The 14,097-nt window shown below is 72.6% G+C and carries 15 protein-coding genes; 11 read left to right on the forward strand and 4 right to left on the reverse strand.

Features of this window, described 5'->3' with window-relative positions; all coding sequences use genetic code 11:
- The coding region (locus ACWFR1_RS27540; RefSeq protein WP_453555594.1) for an NAD-dependent epimerase/dehydratase family protein at positions 1 to 892 on the forward strand (892 nt) is incomplete at its 5' end.
- A gap of 71 nt (positions 893 to 963) precedes the next feature.
- Complete coding sequence (locus tag ACWFR1_RS27545; protein ID WP_453555596.1) at positions 964 to 1,728, forward strand: SDR family oxidoreductase; 765 nt, start codon at positions 964 to 966, stop codon at positions 1,726 to 1,728.
- 9 nt (positions 1,729 to 1,737) lie between these two features.
- On the opposite strand, the gene ACWFR1_RS27550 is transcribed toward ACWFR1_RS27545, so the two are convergent.
- On the reverse strand, positions 1,738 to 2,388 hold the full coding sequence (locus tag ACWFR1_RS27550; protein ID WP_453555598.1) for a ScbR family autoregulator-binding transcription factor: 651 nt from the start codon (positions 2,386 to 2,388) through the stop codon (positions 1,738 to 1,740).
- 266 nt (positions 2,389 to 2,654) lie between these two features.
- Complete coding sequence (locus ACWFR1_RS27555; protein WP_453555600.1) at positions 2,655 to 3,746, reverse strand: Lrp/AsnC family transcriptional regulator; 1,092 nt, start codon at positions 3,744 to 3,746, stop codon at positions 2,655 to 2,657.
- Positions 3,747 to 3,850: 104 nt separating this feature from the next.
- Here ACWFR1_RS27555 and ACWFR1_RS27560 point away from each other — a divergent pair, with 104 nt between their 5' ends.
- The 5 genes from ACWFR1_RS27560 (at position 3,851) to ACWFR1_RS27580 (ending at position 8,286) form a co-directional block, all read left to right on the forward strand.
- Positions 3,851 to 5,134, forward strand: coding sequence for an MFS transporter (locus ACWFR1_RS27560; RefSeq protein ID WP_453555602.1), 1,284 nt, complete (start codon positions 3,851 to 3,853; stop codon positions 5,132 to 5,134).
- On the forward strand, positions 5,131 to 6,465 hold the full coding sequence (locus tag ACWFR1_RS27565; protein WP_453555604.1) for an amidohydrolase: 1,335 nt from the start codon (positions 5,131 to 5,133) through the stop codon (positions 6,463 to 6,465). The genes ACWFR1_RS27560 and ACWFR1_RS27565 overlap by 4 nt, the downstream gene beginning before the upstream one ends.
- Before the next feature lie 162 nt (positions 6,466 to 6,627).
- Entirely contained in the window at positions 6,628 to 7,221 is a 594-nt protein-coding gene (locus tag ACWFR1_RS27570) for a TetR family transcriptional regulator (RefSeq protein WP_453555606.1), read from the forward strand.
- Positions 7,222 to 7,499: 278 nt separating this feature from the next.
- The gene (locus ACWFR1_RS27575; protein ID WP_453555608.1) at positions 7,500 to 7,706 is read left to right on the forward strand and encodes a cold-shock protein; all 207 of its coding nucleotides are present in this window, start codon (positions 7,500 to 7,502) and stop codon (positions 7,704 to 7,706) included.
- A gap of 157 nt (positions 7,707 to 7,863) precedes the next feature.
- The gene (locus ACWFR1_RS27580; RefSeq protein ID WP_453555610.1) at positions 7,864 to 8,286 is read left to right on the forward strand and encodes an ArsR/SmtB family transcription factor; all 423 of its coding nucleotides are present in this window, start codon (positions 7,864 to 7,866) and stop codon (positions 8,284 to 8,286) included.
- Positions 8,287 to 8,335: 49 nt separating this feature from the next.
- Here ACWFR1_RS27580 and ACWFR1_RS27585 read toward each other — a convergent pair whose 3' ends face one another.
- Positions 8,336 to 9,076 carry a TetR/AcrR family transcriptional regulator gene (locus ACWFR1_RS27585; RefSeq protein ID WP_453555612.1) on the reverse strand — a complete coding sequence of 247 codons (741 nt, stop codon included), beginning with the start codon at positions 9,074 to 9,076 and terminating at the stop codon, positions 8,336 to 8,338.
- A gap of 136 nt (positions 9,077 to 9,212) precedes the next feature.
- On the opposite strand from ACWFR1_RS27585, the gene ACWFR1_RS27590 reads away from it, so the two are divergent.
- The 4 genes from ACWFR1_RS27590 to ACWFR1_RS27605 all read left to right on the forward strand — a co-directional run bounded on the left by ACWFR1_RS27590 (position 9,213) and on the right by ACWFR1_RS27605 (position 13,611).
- A complete protein-coding gene (locus tag ACWFR1_RS27590; RefSeq protein ID WP_453555614.1) occupies positions 9,213 to 10,754 on the forward strand; it encodes an MFS transporter in 1,542 nt (513 codons plus the stop codon).
- Positions 10,755 to 10,869: 115 nt separating this feature from the next.
- Positions 10,870 to 12,111: a hypothetical protein gene (locus ACWFR1_RS27595; protein ID WP_453555616.1), complete on the forward strand. Its 1,242-nt coding sequence runs from the start codon at positions 10,870 to 10,872 to the stop codon at positions 12,109 to 12,111.
- A gap of 22 nt (positions 12,112 to 12,133) precedes the next feature.
- Positions 12,134 to 13,051: a glutaminase gene (locus ACWFR1_RS27600; RefSeq protein ID WP_453555618.1), complete on the forward strand. Its 918-nt coding sequence runs from the start codon at positions 12,134 to 12,136 to the stop codon at positions 13,049 to 13,051.
- 155 nt (positions 13,052 to 13,206) lie between these two features.
- Positions 13,207 to 13,611 carry a BlaI/MecI/CopY family transcriptional regulator gene (locus ACWFR1_RS27605; protein ID WP_453555620.1) on the forward strand — a complete coding sequence of 135 codons (405 nt, stop codon included), beginning with the start codon at positions 13,207 to 13,209 and terminating at the stop codon, positions 13,609 to 13,611.
- 11 nt (positions 13,612 to 13,622) lie between these two features.
- Here the strand turns inward: ACWFR1_RS27605 and ACWFR1_RS27610 are convergent, their stop codons facing one another.
- On the reverse strand, positions 13,623 to 14,078 hold the full coding sequence (locus tag ACWFR1_RS27610) for a tellurite resistance TerB family protein (RefSeq protein WP_453555622.1): 456 nt from the start codon (positions 14,076 to 14,078) through the stop codon (positions 13,623 to 13,625).
- Between the last annotated feature and the right edge of the window lie 19 nt (positions 14,079 to 14,097).

Here is a 14,097-nt window from a genome sequence, read left to right on the forward strand (position 1 = left end):
GCCGGAGCCCGGCCGTCTCCGGCTGCTCGCCCGCCGCCCGACGGCGCCCCCGGCCCGGACGGCGGAGGAACACGACGGCGGTCCGGTGACCGAGACCGTCATCGGCGACCTCCGGGACGCCGACTCCCTGCGGCGGGCCTGCGAAGGCGTCGACGTCCTGATCCACTGCGCCTCGGCGATCGGTGGGGACGAGGAGCTCGCCCGTAGCGTCAACGACGAGGGCACCCGGGCCCTCGTCGACGTGGCCGTGCGCGCCGGTGTGACGCGGATCGTCGCCCTGAGCACCGCCGCCGTCCACGGTCGCGGCCCCTTCAGGGGCGCCGCCCCCGGCACCCTGCCGACGGCTCCCGGCTCGGCGACCAGTCGCACGCGGGCGGCGGGCGAGCTGCACGTCATGGACGCCGGCGGGACCGTCCTGCGACCCCACCTCGTGTACGGGGAGGGTGACCGGCAGCTGGTCCCCGGCCTGGTCGGGCTGCTCGCGGCGCTGCCCGGCCCGCTCGACGCGGGCGACTCGCTGCACTCCCTGATCGACGTGGAGAGCCTGGCGGGCGCGCTGCTCGGCGCGGCGCTCTCGCCGCGTACGGAGCCGGGCGCGTACTACGTCAACCACCCCGAGCCGGTGCCGGTGGCGGAGCTGCTCGCACCCTGCGAGGAGCTTCTGGCGGGATCGGCGGGGCGGTCACGGCCGGCGACGGTGGACCTGGCCGAGGCCCACGAGCTGCTCGCGGGCCATCCCTTCGGCCGTCACCACCTCGCCATGCTGTCCACCGACCACTGGTTCGCCGACGACCGCCCGTGGCGGGAGCTCGGCTGCGACCCGGGACCGGGCTTCACCGCGGGGTTCGACGCCCACGCGCGGTGGTACCGGAACCTCGTCGCCCCCTCCTGACCGGAGCCTCGTCGCCCCTCCTGACCGGAACCACGTCGCTCCCTCCCGAACCGAAAGAAGGCACCACCGACATGTCCGCGCTGGCCGGCAGGACCGCGATCGTCACGGGCGCGAGCCGCGGCATCGGAAGAGGCATCGCCGAGCGACTCGCCAGGGACGGGGCCCTCGTCGCCGTGCACTACGGCAGCAACGAGGACGCCGCCCGCGAGACGGTGAAGCACATCGAGGAGGAGGGCGGCCGGGCCTTCGCGTTCCGCGCGGACCTCGAAGCGCCCGACGTCGTCGACACGTTCTACGCGGCGCTCGACGCCGGCCTCGTGGAGTGCGGCGCGGAGCCCGGGTTCGACATCCTCGTGAACAACGCTGCCGCCAGCGGCTCCGGCCGGATCAACGAACTGACCCCCGAGGTCTTCGACCGCTTGTTCGCGATCAACGTGAAGGCCCCGCTGTTCCTGATCCAGCGGGGCCTCGACCGGCTGCGCGACGGCGGCCGGATCGTCACCATCTCCTCGGCGGCGACGAGGATCGCCTTCCCCGACTCCGTCACCTACTCCATGACGAAGGGCGCGCTCGACACGATGACGCTCGCCCTCGCCAAGGAGCTGGGACCCCGGGGGATCACGGTCAACGCCGTGGCCCCCGGCTTCGTCGCGACGGACATGAACGCCCGCCGCAGGGCGACCCCGGAGGCGAGCGCCGCCCTCGCCGCCTACTCGGTCTTCAACCGGATCGGGACACCGGCCGACATCGCGGACATCGTCGCGTTCCTCGTCTCCGACGACGCCCGCTGGATCACCGGCCAGTACGTGGACGCCACGGGAGGAAGCGCGCTCTGAGAGTCGCGGTCAGCCGACCGGGGCCACCGAGCGGGTGATCACGGCCGCGCTGCCGGCCGGTTCCAGACCCGCGAGCGCGTCGGGGGCCGACAGGGTCGGCAGGAGTGTCCGCCACAACCCGGTGACCGTGTGCGGGGAAAGCCACTCGGCGTTGTCCTGGCAGAGGGTCACCAGACCGACGGTGGCGGCGACGACCGTCCGCGCCAGGTCCTGCTGACGCCCGATCCCGGCGGCGAGGAGGCCCTCGTCGGCCGCCTCCGCGAGCCGTTGCTGGACGCAGCTCTGCCATTCCTGGCGCAGATTCAGCTCCGTACGGCAGTCGCTCGCGCAGCTGAGCCGGAAGCCGGCGCGTACGACGATGTCCTCGCGGAACAGGCGGGCGAGCGCGTGCGTGGTGTCCGCGAGGTTCTGCAGGGCGTTCGACCGGTGGCGGTACGCGATCCGGGCGGTCCGTCGCAGGGTCGCGCAGGCCGCGCCCTCGACGGCCTCGGCGACCGCCGCCTTGTTGTCGAAGTGGAAGTGGAGCGCCCCGGGGCTGACGCCTGCTCCCAAGCTGATCGCGGACAGTGTGGCCAGGGCGTAGCCGTGCAGGTCGAACTCGACCGCCGCCGATCTGATCAGCGCGTCGCGGGTCCGCGCGCCCCGCTCTTGTTTGGTCACCAACGGCTCCAGTAGCACCATGCGTCGCAGCGGCACGGACATACACCCCGTCGCACCGAACCACCCGACGACCTCAAACCGACTGATTGGTATTCTACGAGTTTTCGCTGCGATCCAGGGCGCTTCGGTGTTGTCGGATTTACCTACTCACAGGGGGCTCGTGGGCCTTCCGTCGCGGGACGGCGATGAGCTCCGGGCGAGCAGGTCAAGAACAAACCGTTGGGAAGGTTTTTTCACGGCGCGTCACCGGACGGGCGTCCGCCCGGTCAGTACGTGGGCAGCCCCAGCGGGACGCGGCCCTCGGCCCGCCCCTGCTCGTCGAGCAGCCAGCCCATGCGCTTCCGGGACAGCAGGGAGACCGTCCGGTCCTGCACCTCAAGCGCAGGGAAGCGCTCCGCGAGGAGCGCCTCGAAGGGGTCCACGGCGCCGAGGCCGTGCAGCCAGACCAGGACGAGAAGGTTGTACGGACCGCTCACCGACACGCACATCCGCACCTGTTCGAGCCGGGCCAGCGCGTTCCCCGTCTGCTCCAGGAGGGTGTGCGGCACGGACGTCCGGTAGACCACCATCGTGGACAGCCCCGCCAGCGGGTGCGCCAGATCGCAGCGCAGCGAGATGTCCCCGTCGCGGATCATCCGCTGGAGCCTGCGCCGCGCCGTGTGCTCGCTCATGCCCGTCCGCGCGCCGAGCTCCGCGTATCCGAGCCGCCCGTCACCGCCGAGCGCGCCGAGCAGCGCCTGGTCCTGCGGCCCCGGTCGCTCGTGGAGGTGGGTGCTGTACGTACGGGGGTGCGGGCCGTGCGGCCCGCTGAGCCCGGCCCGTTCCGCCGGGTTCATCGCCCGCATCCGCCAGTCGCGCCCCTCCCCGTAGAGCGTGATGCCCAGCCTCGTACGGGTCGAGCGCACCCCGCGCAGGCCGCCGATCCCGCCGTGCACCGCGCGTCCCAGGGACGGCAGGTCGGGGGCGGCGACGGAGAGGAAGAGGTCGAAGTCCCCGGCCGTCTCGTCGACGCTGAACACCCACGGCAGCGCCGTCACCGCCGCGCTCACCCGGTCGAAGGCCCGGGGCCGGCACCGCACCTCGACGTAGGCGACCGTCGCCGTCTTCGCGGCGTCGTACGCGGTGACCCAGGCGAGCCCGCCGGCCCGGAGCCGTTCGAAGCGGCGGGCCGCCGTCGTCGCGTCCACGCCGAGCGCGCGCCCGATCCGGGTCCACGGCGCGCGGGGGGCGGCCTGGAGCGCGTCGATCAGTGCGAGATCCAGTTCGGAGAACCCCGTGGCGGAGTCGTCGGCGCGGGAATCCGGCGAGAAGAGATGTGTGGTGAGGCTTTCCGGCAGTTCTCGGGGATTCGCGCTCATGGACCGGATCGTAGGGGCACTTCGGGCCGACGGCCAGTTTCGGCCCACTGAGATCGGCCACCGTGATCGGCCCACCGTGATCGGCCCACCGTGAGAGGAGTACCGTGCCTGCTCCGCCCCTTCCCGCACCCCCGGCGGCGCCGCCCGCGCACCGCAGGACCGTCCGGATCACGGTCGTCCTGCTCTTCGCCGCCTGGCTCGTCGACTACGCCGACCGGCTCGTGATCAATCTCGTGCTGCCGTCGATCGGCGTGGAGTTCGACCTCGACCGCACCCAGCAGGGCTTCGTCGTCTCCGCCTTCTTCCTCGCCTACGCCCTCTGCCAGATCCCCGGCGGCATGCTCGCCGACCGGTTCGGCGGCCGGCGGGTGACCCTCTGGGCGCTCCTCGCCTGGTCGGTCTTCACCGCCCTCACCGGCTTCGCCTGGTCCTTCGCCGTGCTCCTCGCCCTGCGCTTCGCCTTCGGCGTGGCCGAGGGCGTCTTCCCGCCCGCCGCGATGAAGGTCCTGGTCGAGCGCACGCGGCCGGAGGAGCGCATGGGCGCCAACGGCACGGTGATGAGCTCCAACGCGATCGCCGCCGTCCTCACCCCGCTCGCCGTCGCCCCGCTCGTCGCCGTCTTCGGCTGGCGCTCGGCCTTCTGGTCCACCGCCGCCCTCGGGCTCGTCGCGCTCGTCGCCGTACGCCTCTGGCTCCCCGCCCCCCTGCCCGGGGCGGACGGCGCCCCGCCGCCGGAGGCCGCCGCCCGCCCTCCGCTGCGCGAGGTCCTGCGCAAGGGCGTCCTGTGGCGGTTCTCCCTCATGATGTTCGGCTACAGCACGATCGTCTGGGGCCTCAACACCTGGGTCCCCTCGTACCTCAGCGAGGAGCACGGGGTCTCCCTCACGGCGGCCGGAGCCCTCGTCGCCGTCCCGGCGCTCGGGGCCGCCGCCGCCACCGTCCTCGGCGGCCGGCTCTCCGACCGGCTCGGCGGCCACCACCGCAAGGTCATCGTCCCCGGCATGAGCGTCGCCGCCGTCGCCCTGCTCCTCATGGCGAACACGCCGTCCCTCACCGGCTTCGTCGTCTTCGGCACCGTCGCGATCTTCGCCGCCTCCCTCGCCTACATGCCGATCTTCGCCGTCCCCATGTCCGGTCTCACCCCCGAGTACGTGGGCGTGGGCGGCGCCGTGATCATCGCCGGCGGCCAGGTCGCGGGCATCGTCGCCCCACCGGTCATGGGAGCGCTCGCCGACGCCTTCTCCTTCCAGATCGCCTTCGGCTTCCTCGTCCTCGGCGCGGTCATCGCCGCCGTCATGGCCTGCCTGACCCCGCAGGACGCCACCGCCTTCCGCGATGCGGCGGACCGCGCGCCCCGTTCCCCGAGCCCCGTAAAGGAATCCGCATGACCCCCGAAGCCGCCGGCGTCCCCGAAGCCGCTGTCGAAGCCGTCGTCGGGGCCACCGTCGCCCCGCTCCTGTCCGGGCTCGACGAGCGGCTCCCCGACCTCCTCGCCCTCTACGAGGACCTGCACGCCCATCCCGAGCTCTCCTTCCAGGAGTTCCGCACGGCCGGCGTCGTCGCCACGTGGCTGCGCGCCCAGGGCTGGGAGGTCACCGAGGGCGTCGGCGGCACCGGAGTCGTCGGCGTCCTCGTCAACGGCCCAGGACCCGTCGTCCTGCTCCGCGCCGACATGGACGCCCTGCCCGTGAAGGAGGAGACGGGGCTGCCGTACGCCTCCACCGCCACCGGAACCGACCCGGACGGCAACGAGGTCCCCGTCATGCACGCCTGCGGGCACGACATGCACGTGACCTGTCTCCTCGGCGCCACGGACCGGCTCGCCGCCCACCGCGAGGCCTGGAGCGGCACCGTCGTCGCCGTGTTCCAGCCCGCCGAGGAGGTCGGCGGCGCGCCCGCCATGATCGGGGACGGCTTCCTCGACCGCTTCCCCCGCGCCGAGATCTGCCTCGGCCAGCACGTCGCCCCGGCGCCGGTCGGCTTCCTCGGCACCCGCCCCGGCCCGGTCATGGCCGCGTCCGACAGTCTCCGTGTGACCCTCTTCGGCCGCGGTGGCCACGGGTCCAGCCCCGAGACGGCCGTCGACCCGGTCGTGATGGCCGCCGCGGTCGTCATGCGCCTCCAGACCGTCGTCTCCCGGGAGATCGGCGCCTCGCAGACCGGGGTCGTCACCGTCGGCTCGCTGCACGCCGGGACGAAGGAGAACATCATCCCGGACACCGCCGAGCTGCGGATCAACATCCGCTCGACCACCCCGGCCGTACGGGACCGGATCCTGGCCGCCGTCACCCGCATCGTCCGCGCGGAGGCCGCCGCCTCGGGCGCCCCGAAGGAACCGGAGATCGTCCCCTTCAACTCCTTCCCGGTCACCGTCAACGACGGGCCCGCGACCGCCCTCGTCCAGGCCGCCCTCACCGAGGCCCTGGGAGAGGGAAGGGTCTTCACCCTGCCCCAGGTCATCACCGGCAGCGAGGACTTCGGAGTCTTCGGCACCGCGCTCGAAGTCCCCTCGGTCTTCTGGCACTTCGGCGGCGCCGACCCCGCCCTGTACGCGGGCGTCGCCCCCGGCTCCCTCCTGGAGGACGGCCTCCCCGACACCGTCCCCGCCAACCACTCGCCCCACTTCGCGCCCGTACCGGGCCCGACGATCCCCGTCGGCGTGACAGCGCTGCTCGCCGCGGCCGCCCACTGGCTGCGCGAGGAGACCCCGGGCGCCTGAGCCCGGCCCTGATCCCACCGGCGGCGCTGCCGCTGCCCCCGCCCCCAGCCCCGCCCCCGATCCGACCTTCGGCGGCGGCCCCGGTCTCGCCGTGGACCCGGTGCGGGAGCGCTCCCGCACCGGGGCAGGTGGGCCCGCCCCCATGGATAAGGTGGGGCCACGATGACACGTTTCCGCGAGAGCGTCCGGTCCCTGCTGCGCGAGCAGGTACTCGACGGCGCCTACCGCCTCGTCGCCGCCGAGGGCTGGGGCGGGCTGCGCATGACCGCCATCGCGCGGGCCGCCGGGATCAGCCGCCAGACGCTCTACAACGAGTTCGGCTCGAAGGAGGCCATCGGCAAGGCCCTGGTCCAGCGCGAGCTGGAGGGCTTCCTGCTCGGCATCCAGCGCGAACTCGACGCCCACCGGGGCGAGCTGGAGGCCGCGGCCGCCGCCGGGGTCGGCTACACGCTCCAGCAGGCCTTGGACAACCCCCTGATCAAGGGGGTCCTGGTGGCCGCGCGGGGCGGCGAGGACGATCTCCTCGCCTATCTGACCACCCGCCCGGAGCCGGTCTTCGGGACGGCCATGACAATGCTCGACGCGTACGCGATCGAGGCCTGGCCCGATGTGGACGAGGAGTCGCGGGGGCTCGCGGTCGAGACGATCGTGCGGCTCACGGTCAGCCACATCGTCCAGCCCGTGGCCCCCCCGGAGGAGTCGGCGCGGCGCATCGCCCGGATCACGGCGAGGACCGCGTACCCCGGAGGCCGCTGACGGCGGGAGAACAGGGGAGCGGGGAGCGGCGGGGCGCGAAGGGCCCGGAGAGGTCGACGAGGCCCGGTGCCGGACACGGGGGATCTCCGACACCAGGCCTCTGTTCAAGATTCTACGAGATCGCGGAGGGTGCCCCGTACACCGGGACCACCCCGTACACCGGGACCACCCCGGCCACCGGGCCGTGGCGCGCGGGCGTCCCACGACGGGCGAAGCCCGCGCCGACGGGGTAGATCTCCCCTGAGAGGCACTTCGCCGGTGACGACAGGGAGGCCGCTGTGGAAGGCAGAAGCAAAGGGTTCGTCCAGTTCTTCAACCGTCTCGGCGGGTACGGATTCATCGTCCCCGTGGGCTCCGAGGAGCAGGTGTACTTCAGCGCGACGGACATCGAGGGAGAGGTCCGGACGCTCTCCGAGGGTCAGCAGGTGACCTTCGTCCTGGTCCTCGGCGACGGCCGCTTCGAGGCGAAGGAGCTGCGCCTCTGACGGGGGGCCGCGACTGAAGGTGCGACGGGTCGCCGGCGGTGCTGCGCCGAGGCCGGTCGCACCTTTGCGCTCACCCGAACGGGCGAACGTACAGGCCGGGGAATCCGGTCGGAAGGGCCGAGGGCCCAGCCCTTGCGGGTCTGCCTACGATGGCCCCATGTCCGAGCGCGCAGATCCGGCAGTCGCCACAGGCCCCGAGCACCCCACGGCGGATGCCGGGGCGGGCGCCGTGTCTCGCGCGCGCGTCGCGTCCCGGGCGCACGAGCGGACGCCGGGGGCGCGGGAACTCGCCGCGGCGGCGGAGGTGTTCGCGCTCCTCTCCGACCCCACCCGGCTCCACCTGCTGTGGCTGCTCACGCGTGGAGAGGCCGACGTCAGCGCCCTGACCGAGGCGTGCGGGGCCGCGCGCCCTGCCGTGAGCCAGCACCTGGCGAAGCTGCGCCTCGGCGGCCTCGTGCAGTCCCGGAAGGACGGGCGGCGGGTCGTGTACGCCATGCCGGACGGCCACCTCAAGCGGCTGGTCGTCGAGGCGATCAGCCGCGCCGACCACGTGGTGAGCGGCGAGCCCTGGCACGACTGACACCCCGTCCGGCCGGCACCCCCGTCCGACCCGCTCCGCCCGGCGCTTCTCAGCGGGGCAGGCGCATCTCCAGGCCGTCAAGGACGACGTCGAGGCCGTAGGTGAACTTGGTGTCGCGGATGGCGACGGGGTCGAGGGTCGCGTGGACGGCGGCCTCGGCGTACGCCTCGGCGAGGTGGTCGTGGTCGGCCGCGGCCTGCTGGGCGGCGGGCATCAGACGGGCGATGAAGTCGGCCTCGGTCTCGCCGGAGCGGGCGACCGTGGTGAGCCAGGCGGCCTCCGTCGTGCTCATCCCGATGACGTACGACAGGAGCGTGTCGATCGCCCGGCTCGGCTCGGGGAACCCGGCCGCCGCGAACAGCGCGGCGAGCCGCTCCGAGTACGACATCAGGTTCGGGCCCAGGTAGGCGAGGCCCGCCTGGCCGAGGACGGACGAGAGCCAGGGGTGGCGCAGGGCCGTCGCGCGGAAGGAGCCCGCGGCCTCGGTCGCGGCGGCGCGCCAGCCGGATCCGCCGCGGGCGGCGTCGGCCGGGGGCACGGTGATCTCGGCGGCGACCTCGTCCACGGCGAGCTCCATGAGCTCGTCCTTGGTCGCGACATGGCGGTAGAGCGAGGTGGCGCCGGCGTTCAGCCGGGCGCCGAGCTTGCGCATGCTCAGCGCCTCGATGCCGTCGGCGTCCAGCATGACGATCGCCTCGCGGACGATCGCGGTCCGGCTGAGCGCGGGCTGATCGGGTGCGGACTGCTGTCGCGTCCATACGGACGGGACGGGGTTCGCCTTGGCGGCCATGGGCCCTCCTTCGCTGCGTACGGCGTTCGCGCCAGCGTACAGGCGTCGAGTCTTGCGAACAGTGTGCGCATCTGCGTACAGTGTTCGCATCGCGGGAAACGCAGCAACACGAGACGAAAGTCGAGGGGGAAGTCCCATGGAAAGCCGCAACCCACGCCGCTGGTGGATCCTGGTCGTGCTGTGCCTCAGCACCCTGGTCCTGGTGGTCGACAGCATGGCCCTGACCGTCGCGGTCCCCTCGATGACCGAGGACATCGGCGCCAGTGCCCAGGACATCCAGTGGATCCTGGACTCCTACATCCTGGTCTTCGCGGGGCTCCTCCTGACCTCCGGAAGCCTCGGTGACCGGTTCGGCCGACGGAAGATCATGATCATCGGCCTGCTGCTCTTCGGCGCGGCGTCACTGGCCGCGACCTTCTGCTCCAGCCCCGGCGAGGTCATCGCCGCACGGATCACGATGGGTGTCGGCGGCGCGCTGATCATGCCCTCGACGCTCTCCATCCTCATCACCGTCTTCGACGAGGACGAGCGGCCCAAGGCGATGGCGGCCTGGGGCTCCGTGTCGATGCTCGGCCTCGTCGGCAGCCCGGTCCTCGGTGGCGTCCTGATCGACCGGTTCTCGTGGCAGTCGATCTTCTTCATCAACGTCCCGGTCGTCGTCCTCGCCGTCCTCGCCGCCCTCACCCTCATGCCGGAGTCGAAGGGCCCCTGGCAGAAGCCCGACCCGCTCGGCGCGATCCTCTCCGTCGTCGGCATGACCGCGCTGATCTGGTGGATCATCGAGATCCCGCAGCACGGCGCCTTCGAGGGCCGCTCGCTCGTCACCCTGGCCGTCGCGGTCGTCGCCCTCGTCGGCTTCGTGATCTGGGAGAACGTCACCCCCGCGCCGATGGTGCCGCTGGTCCTCTTCAAGCACCGCAACTTCAGCGGTGGTTCGCTCTCGCTGACGCTCGTGCAGATCGGCAACGGCGGTCTGCTGCTCGTCCTCACCCAGTACCTGCAGTTCGTCCTCGGCTACTCGCCGGTCAAGGCGGGCCTCGCCTTCGTCCCGCTCGCCGTCGCCGCCCTCATCGGCAACGGCGCCGGCGCCGGACTCGCGGCCAAGGTCGGCAACCGTGTCCTGATCCTCGTGGGCATGCTCGTGATGGCCGGCTCCTTCGCCCTGCTGACCACGGTCGACGCCCACTCCGGCTTCACCGTCCCGGCCGTCGCCCTGGGGCTGCTCGGCCTCGGCGCCGGCCTCGCGATGCCGGCCGCCGTCGGCGCCCTGATGAGCACCATCCCCGAGGAGAAGGCGGGCGTCGGCTCCGCCCTCAACGACACCATCCAGCAGGCCGGCACCGCGCTCGGCATCGCCATCCTCGGCTCGCTCCTCACCAGCACCTTCTCCCGGGAGATGCCGGCCGACGTCCCCGAGCAGGCCAAGCAGTCGATCGGTGGGGCGCTGGCCGCCGCCAAGGGCGACACCGCGATGATCGACGCGGCCCGCGAGGCCTTCACCACCTCGATGTCCACCACCTTCACGATCAGCGCGATCGGCGTCCTCGCCGCGGCCGTCCTCGCCACCCTGGTCATGCGGGACGGCAAGAAGGCCCCCGCGGGGGATGGGACGGACACGGGTGAGACGGGAGGTACGGGGGACACGAAGGGCACGGAGAAGCCCGAGCTCGTCGCCTGACCCCCAGCCCCCACCAGGAGCCGGTGTCCCTCAGGGGGGCGCCGGCTCCCGCCGTACGCGAAAAGCTTCCCCGAACACCCGCGTCCCCCCGCCCCGGCCTGGCACGCTTTCGTCCGTGACCTATGTCGTAACCGTGGAAATACGCATTCCGGAGGGTGCTCCGGAGCTGGACGGGCTGCACCGCGTGGGAGCCGCCGCCCTCCTGGAGCAGGGCTTCGCGTCGGTGGCCGGTATCGAAGGCGCCGACGGCATGGAGATGGACCTGTTCGACGTCGCCGTGGCCGTCCACCCGGGCGGGGCGCTCCTGAAGGTGATGGTCGCGGCACCGTCGCTGGAGTTCGCGGAGGAAGCGGTCGGCTCCGTGAGCGAGGAGGTCCTGGAGCGGTCGGAGCTGCTGGCCGAGTGGACCGTCGAGAGCAGCGAGGTCCAGCTGCACACCGACGCGGCGCGCGAGAGCCTCGAAGCGGCCGACGGGCCCGGCGCCCCGCCCAGCGACCCGCAGGCGCGCCGGGCCCACCACACGGCGAAGCCCGACACCCCCGACGAGGCTGAGCGGGAGGCGCAGGACCACGAGGCCGCCTTCCGCACCCTGGCGACCCGCCTGCGCTCCTTCACCCCGGCCACCTTCGGCGTGACGGAGGGGCCGGTGGAGGCGGTCGCGGGGACGGGGCCGGTGGAGGCGGTCGCCGGGACGGGGCCGGTGGAGGCGGGCGGGCCGGACGAAGCCGAGTCGGCGGGGGAGCCGGAGTCGGCGGGGGAGTCGGAGGCCCGTCCGGAGGCGGGGGACGGGATCGCGGCGGTCACGCCCGAGAGCGCCGAACTCGCCGCCGGCTCCCTGGTGTACGGCGCCGAGGTCCTCATCGACGAGCTGTACGACGACGTCCAGGCCCTCGCCGAGGAGGACACCACCGTCGCCGAGTGCCAGGGCCATCTGTGGCATCTCGACCAACTGCCCTCGCGCCACGCCCACCAGTACAACGAACTCTTCGCGCGCCGCTTCCTGGTGACCGCGATCGCCCTGACCACCCGGTTCACCGACGGCAGCTTCCGGAAGCTCGGCTGCCTCGCCGAGGAGCTCGTACTGAAGCTCCTCATCGAACAGGCCCACGTCACGCTCGACCTGCACGGACTCCTGGACGAGGACGTCGCCGCCGCCCTCGGGCGCTTCGCCGGCGAGGTCTACGAGGACATGGACTTCGCGTGGCTCCAGGACCAGGCGGAGGGCGGGGCCGCCGAGGGCGGGGCGACGCTCGGCTTCGGCACGTGGTTCACGCCCTTCGACGACGCGCGGTACGTGCACCCGTACGCCCTCGACGAGATGCCGGAGACCGGCGTCCCCGACACGGCGGAGAACTGAGCCGACCAGGCACAATGCGCTCATGGTGCAGTCCTTCCTACCCGTACTCGAACGCATCGGCGAGGAGATCGAGAGCCTCGCCGGCCGAGGTCGCCCCGCCGACTACATCCCGGCCCTCGCCGCCGTCGACCCGAACCGCTTCGGGATGGCCGTGGCGGAGCTCGACGGCACGGTGTACGGGGTGGGGGAGTGGCAGCAGCCCTTCTCCACCCAGTCCGTCACCAAGGTGTTCACGCTCGCCCTCGACCTCGCCCGGGAGGGCGACAGTCTCTGGGAGCACGTCGGCCGCGAACCCTCCGGCAACCCCTTCAACTCGCTCGTCCAGCTGGAGTACGAGCACGGCATCCCCCGCAACCCCTTCATCAACGCCGGCGCCCTCGTCGTCACCGACCGCCTGCACCGGATGACCGGCGACGCCTCCGGCAGCCTCCTCGACTTCCTGCGCGCGGAGTCCGCCAACCCGGACCTCGACTTCAACCGGGACGTCGTCGCGTCCGAGACCGCCCACGGCGACCGCAACGCCGCCCTCGCCCACTTCATGGCCTCCTACGGCAACATCTCCACGCCCGTGCCGACCCTGCTCCGCGAGTACTTCAGGCAGTGCTCCATCGAGGCCTCCTGCGCCGATCTCGCCGTCGCCACCGGCTTCCTCGCCCGGCACGGCATCCGCTCCGACGGCTCCCGGCTGCTCACCCGCAGCCAGGCCAAGCAGGTCAACGCCGTGATGATGACCTGCGGCACCTACGACGCCGCCGGCGACTTCGCCTACCGGGTCGGGCTCCCCGGCAAGAGCGGAGTGGGCGGCGCCATCATCGCCGTCGTTCCGGGACGCTGCACCCTCTGCGTCTGGAGCCCGGGTCTCGACGAGCGAGGCAACTCGGTCGCCGGCGTCGCCGCCCTGGACCGCTTCACCACCATCACGGGGCTCTCCGTCTTCTGACCTGCGACGAGCCGGTCGTACGATGGACGACCGGCGTCCGGTGACCGGCGTCCGGGCGTCCGGTGACCGGTGACCGGCGTCCGGGCCTCCGGCGAGTGGCGGGCCTCCGGCGCGTGACGGGTACGGGTACGGAACCGGTGGGAGGGGGCGGCGACATGGCGGATCGGGGCGAGGGCGAGGCGGAGCTCTCACCGCGCAGGCGCGGTCAGGGAAAGCTGGAGGCGCACGTCCTCTCCGTTCTCAAGGGCGCCGCCGGGCCGGTGCCCGCCGCATGGGTGCAGGAGCGCCTCGGCGGCGACCTGGCCTACACCACCGTGATCACGATCCTGACCCGGCTCCACGGCAAGGGCGCCGTCGAGCGCGAACGCGCGGGGCGCTCCTTCGTCTGGACGGCCGTGGCCGACGAGGCGGGCCTCGCCGCGCTCCGGATGCGCAAGGTGCTGGACGCGGAGACGGACCGTCAGGCCGTGCTGGCCAGCTTCGTCACCGCGCTCTCCCCGCACGACGAGCTGCTCCTGCGCGCACTCCTTGCCGCGGAGCCCGGCGATCCCGAGGGGTGACGCCTGACGGGTCAGAGGTCGAACTCGTGCGGCGGCAGGCCGAGGGTGAAGCAGGCCTCGCGGACGACGGCCTGCTCCGTCTTGTCGAAGTCGCCGTCGGCGCCACCGATGACGATGCCGATCTGGATGACGGCGCGGGCCTCGGCCGGCTTCTTCTTCGCCTTGGCGATCTCCTGGAGCACGCTGACCCTGCCGAAGTCGAAGTCGGCCGTCAGCTTGTTGAGGTTCTCGTCGAAGCGGCGCTGGAGGTCGGTCGCGTCGAAGTTCTGCAACACCTCGTTCGTCGAGATGAGCTGTGCGACCCGGCGGCGCTCGGAGGGGTCGATCGTCCCGTCGGCGGCGGCCACGAGCGCGCACATCGCCATGCTGGCGTCGCGGAAGGCGCCGCTCTTCAGGTCGTTCTTCTTCTCCGTCAGCTGGGTCTGCATCGTCGATGCGGATTCCTTGATGCGGTCCCACAGGGCCATGGCCGGTCACTCCAGACGT

The organism is Streptomyces sp. NPDC055103, assembly GCF_053607625.1.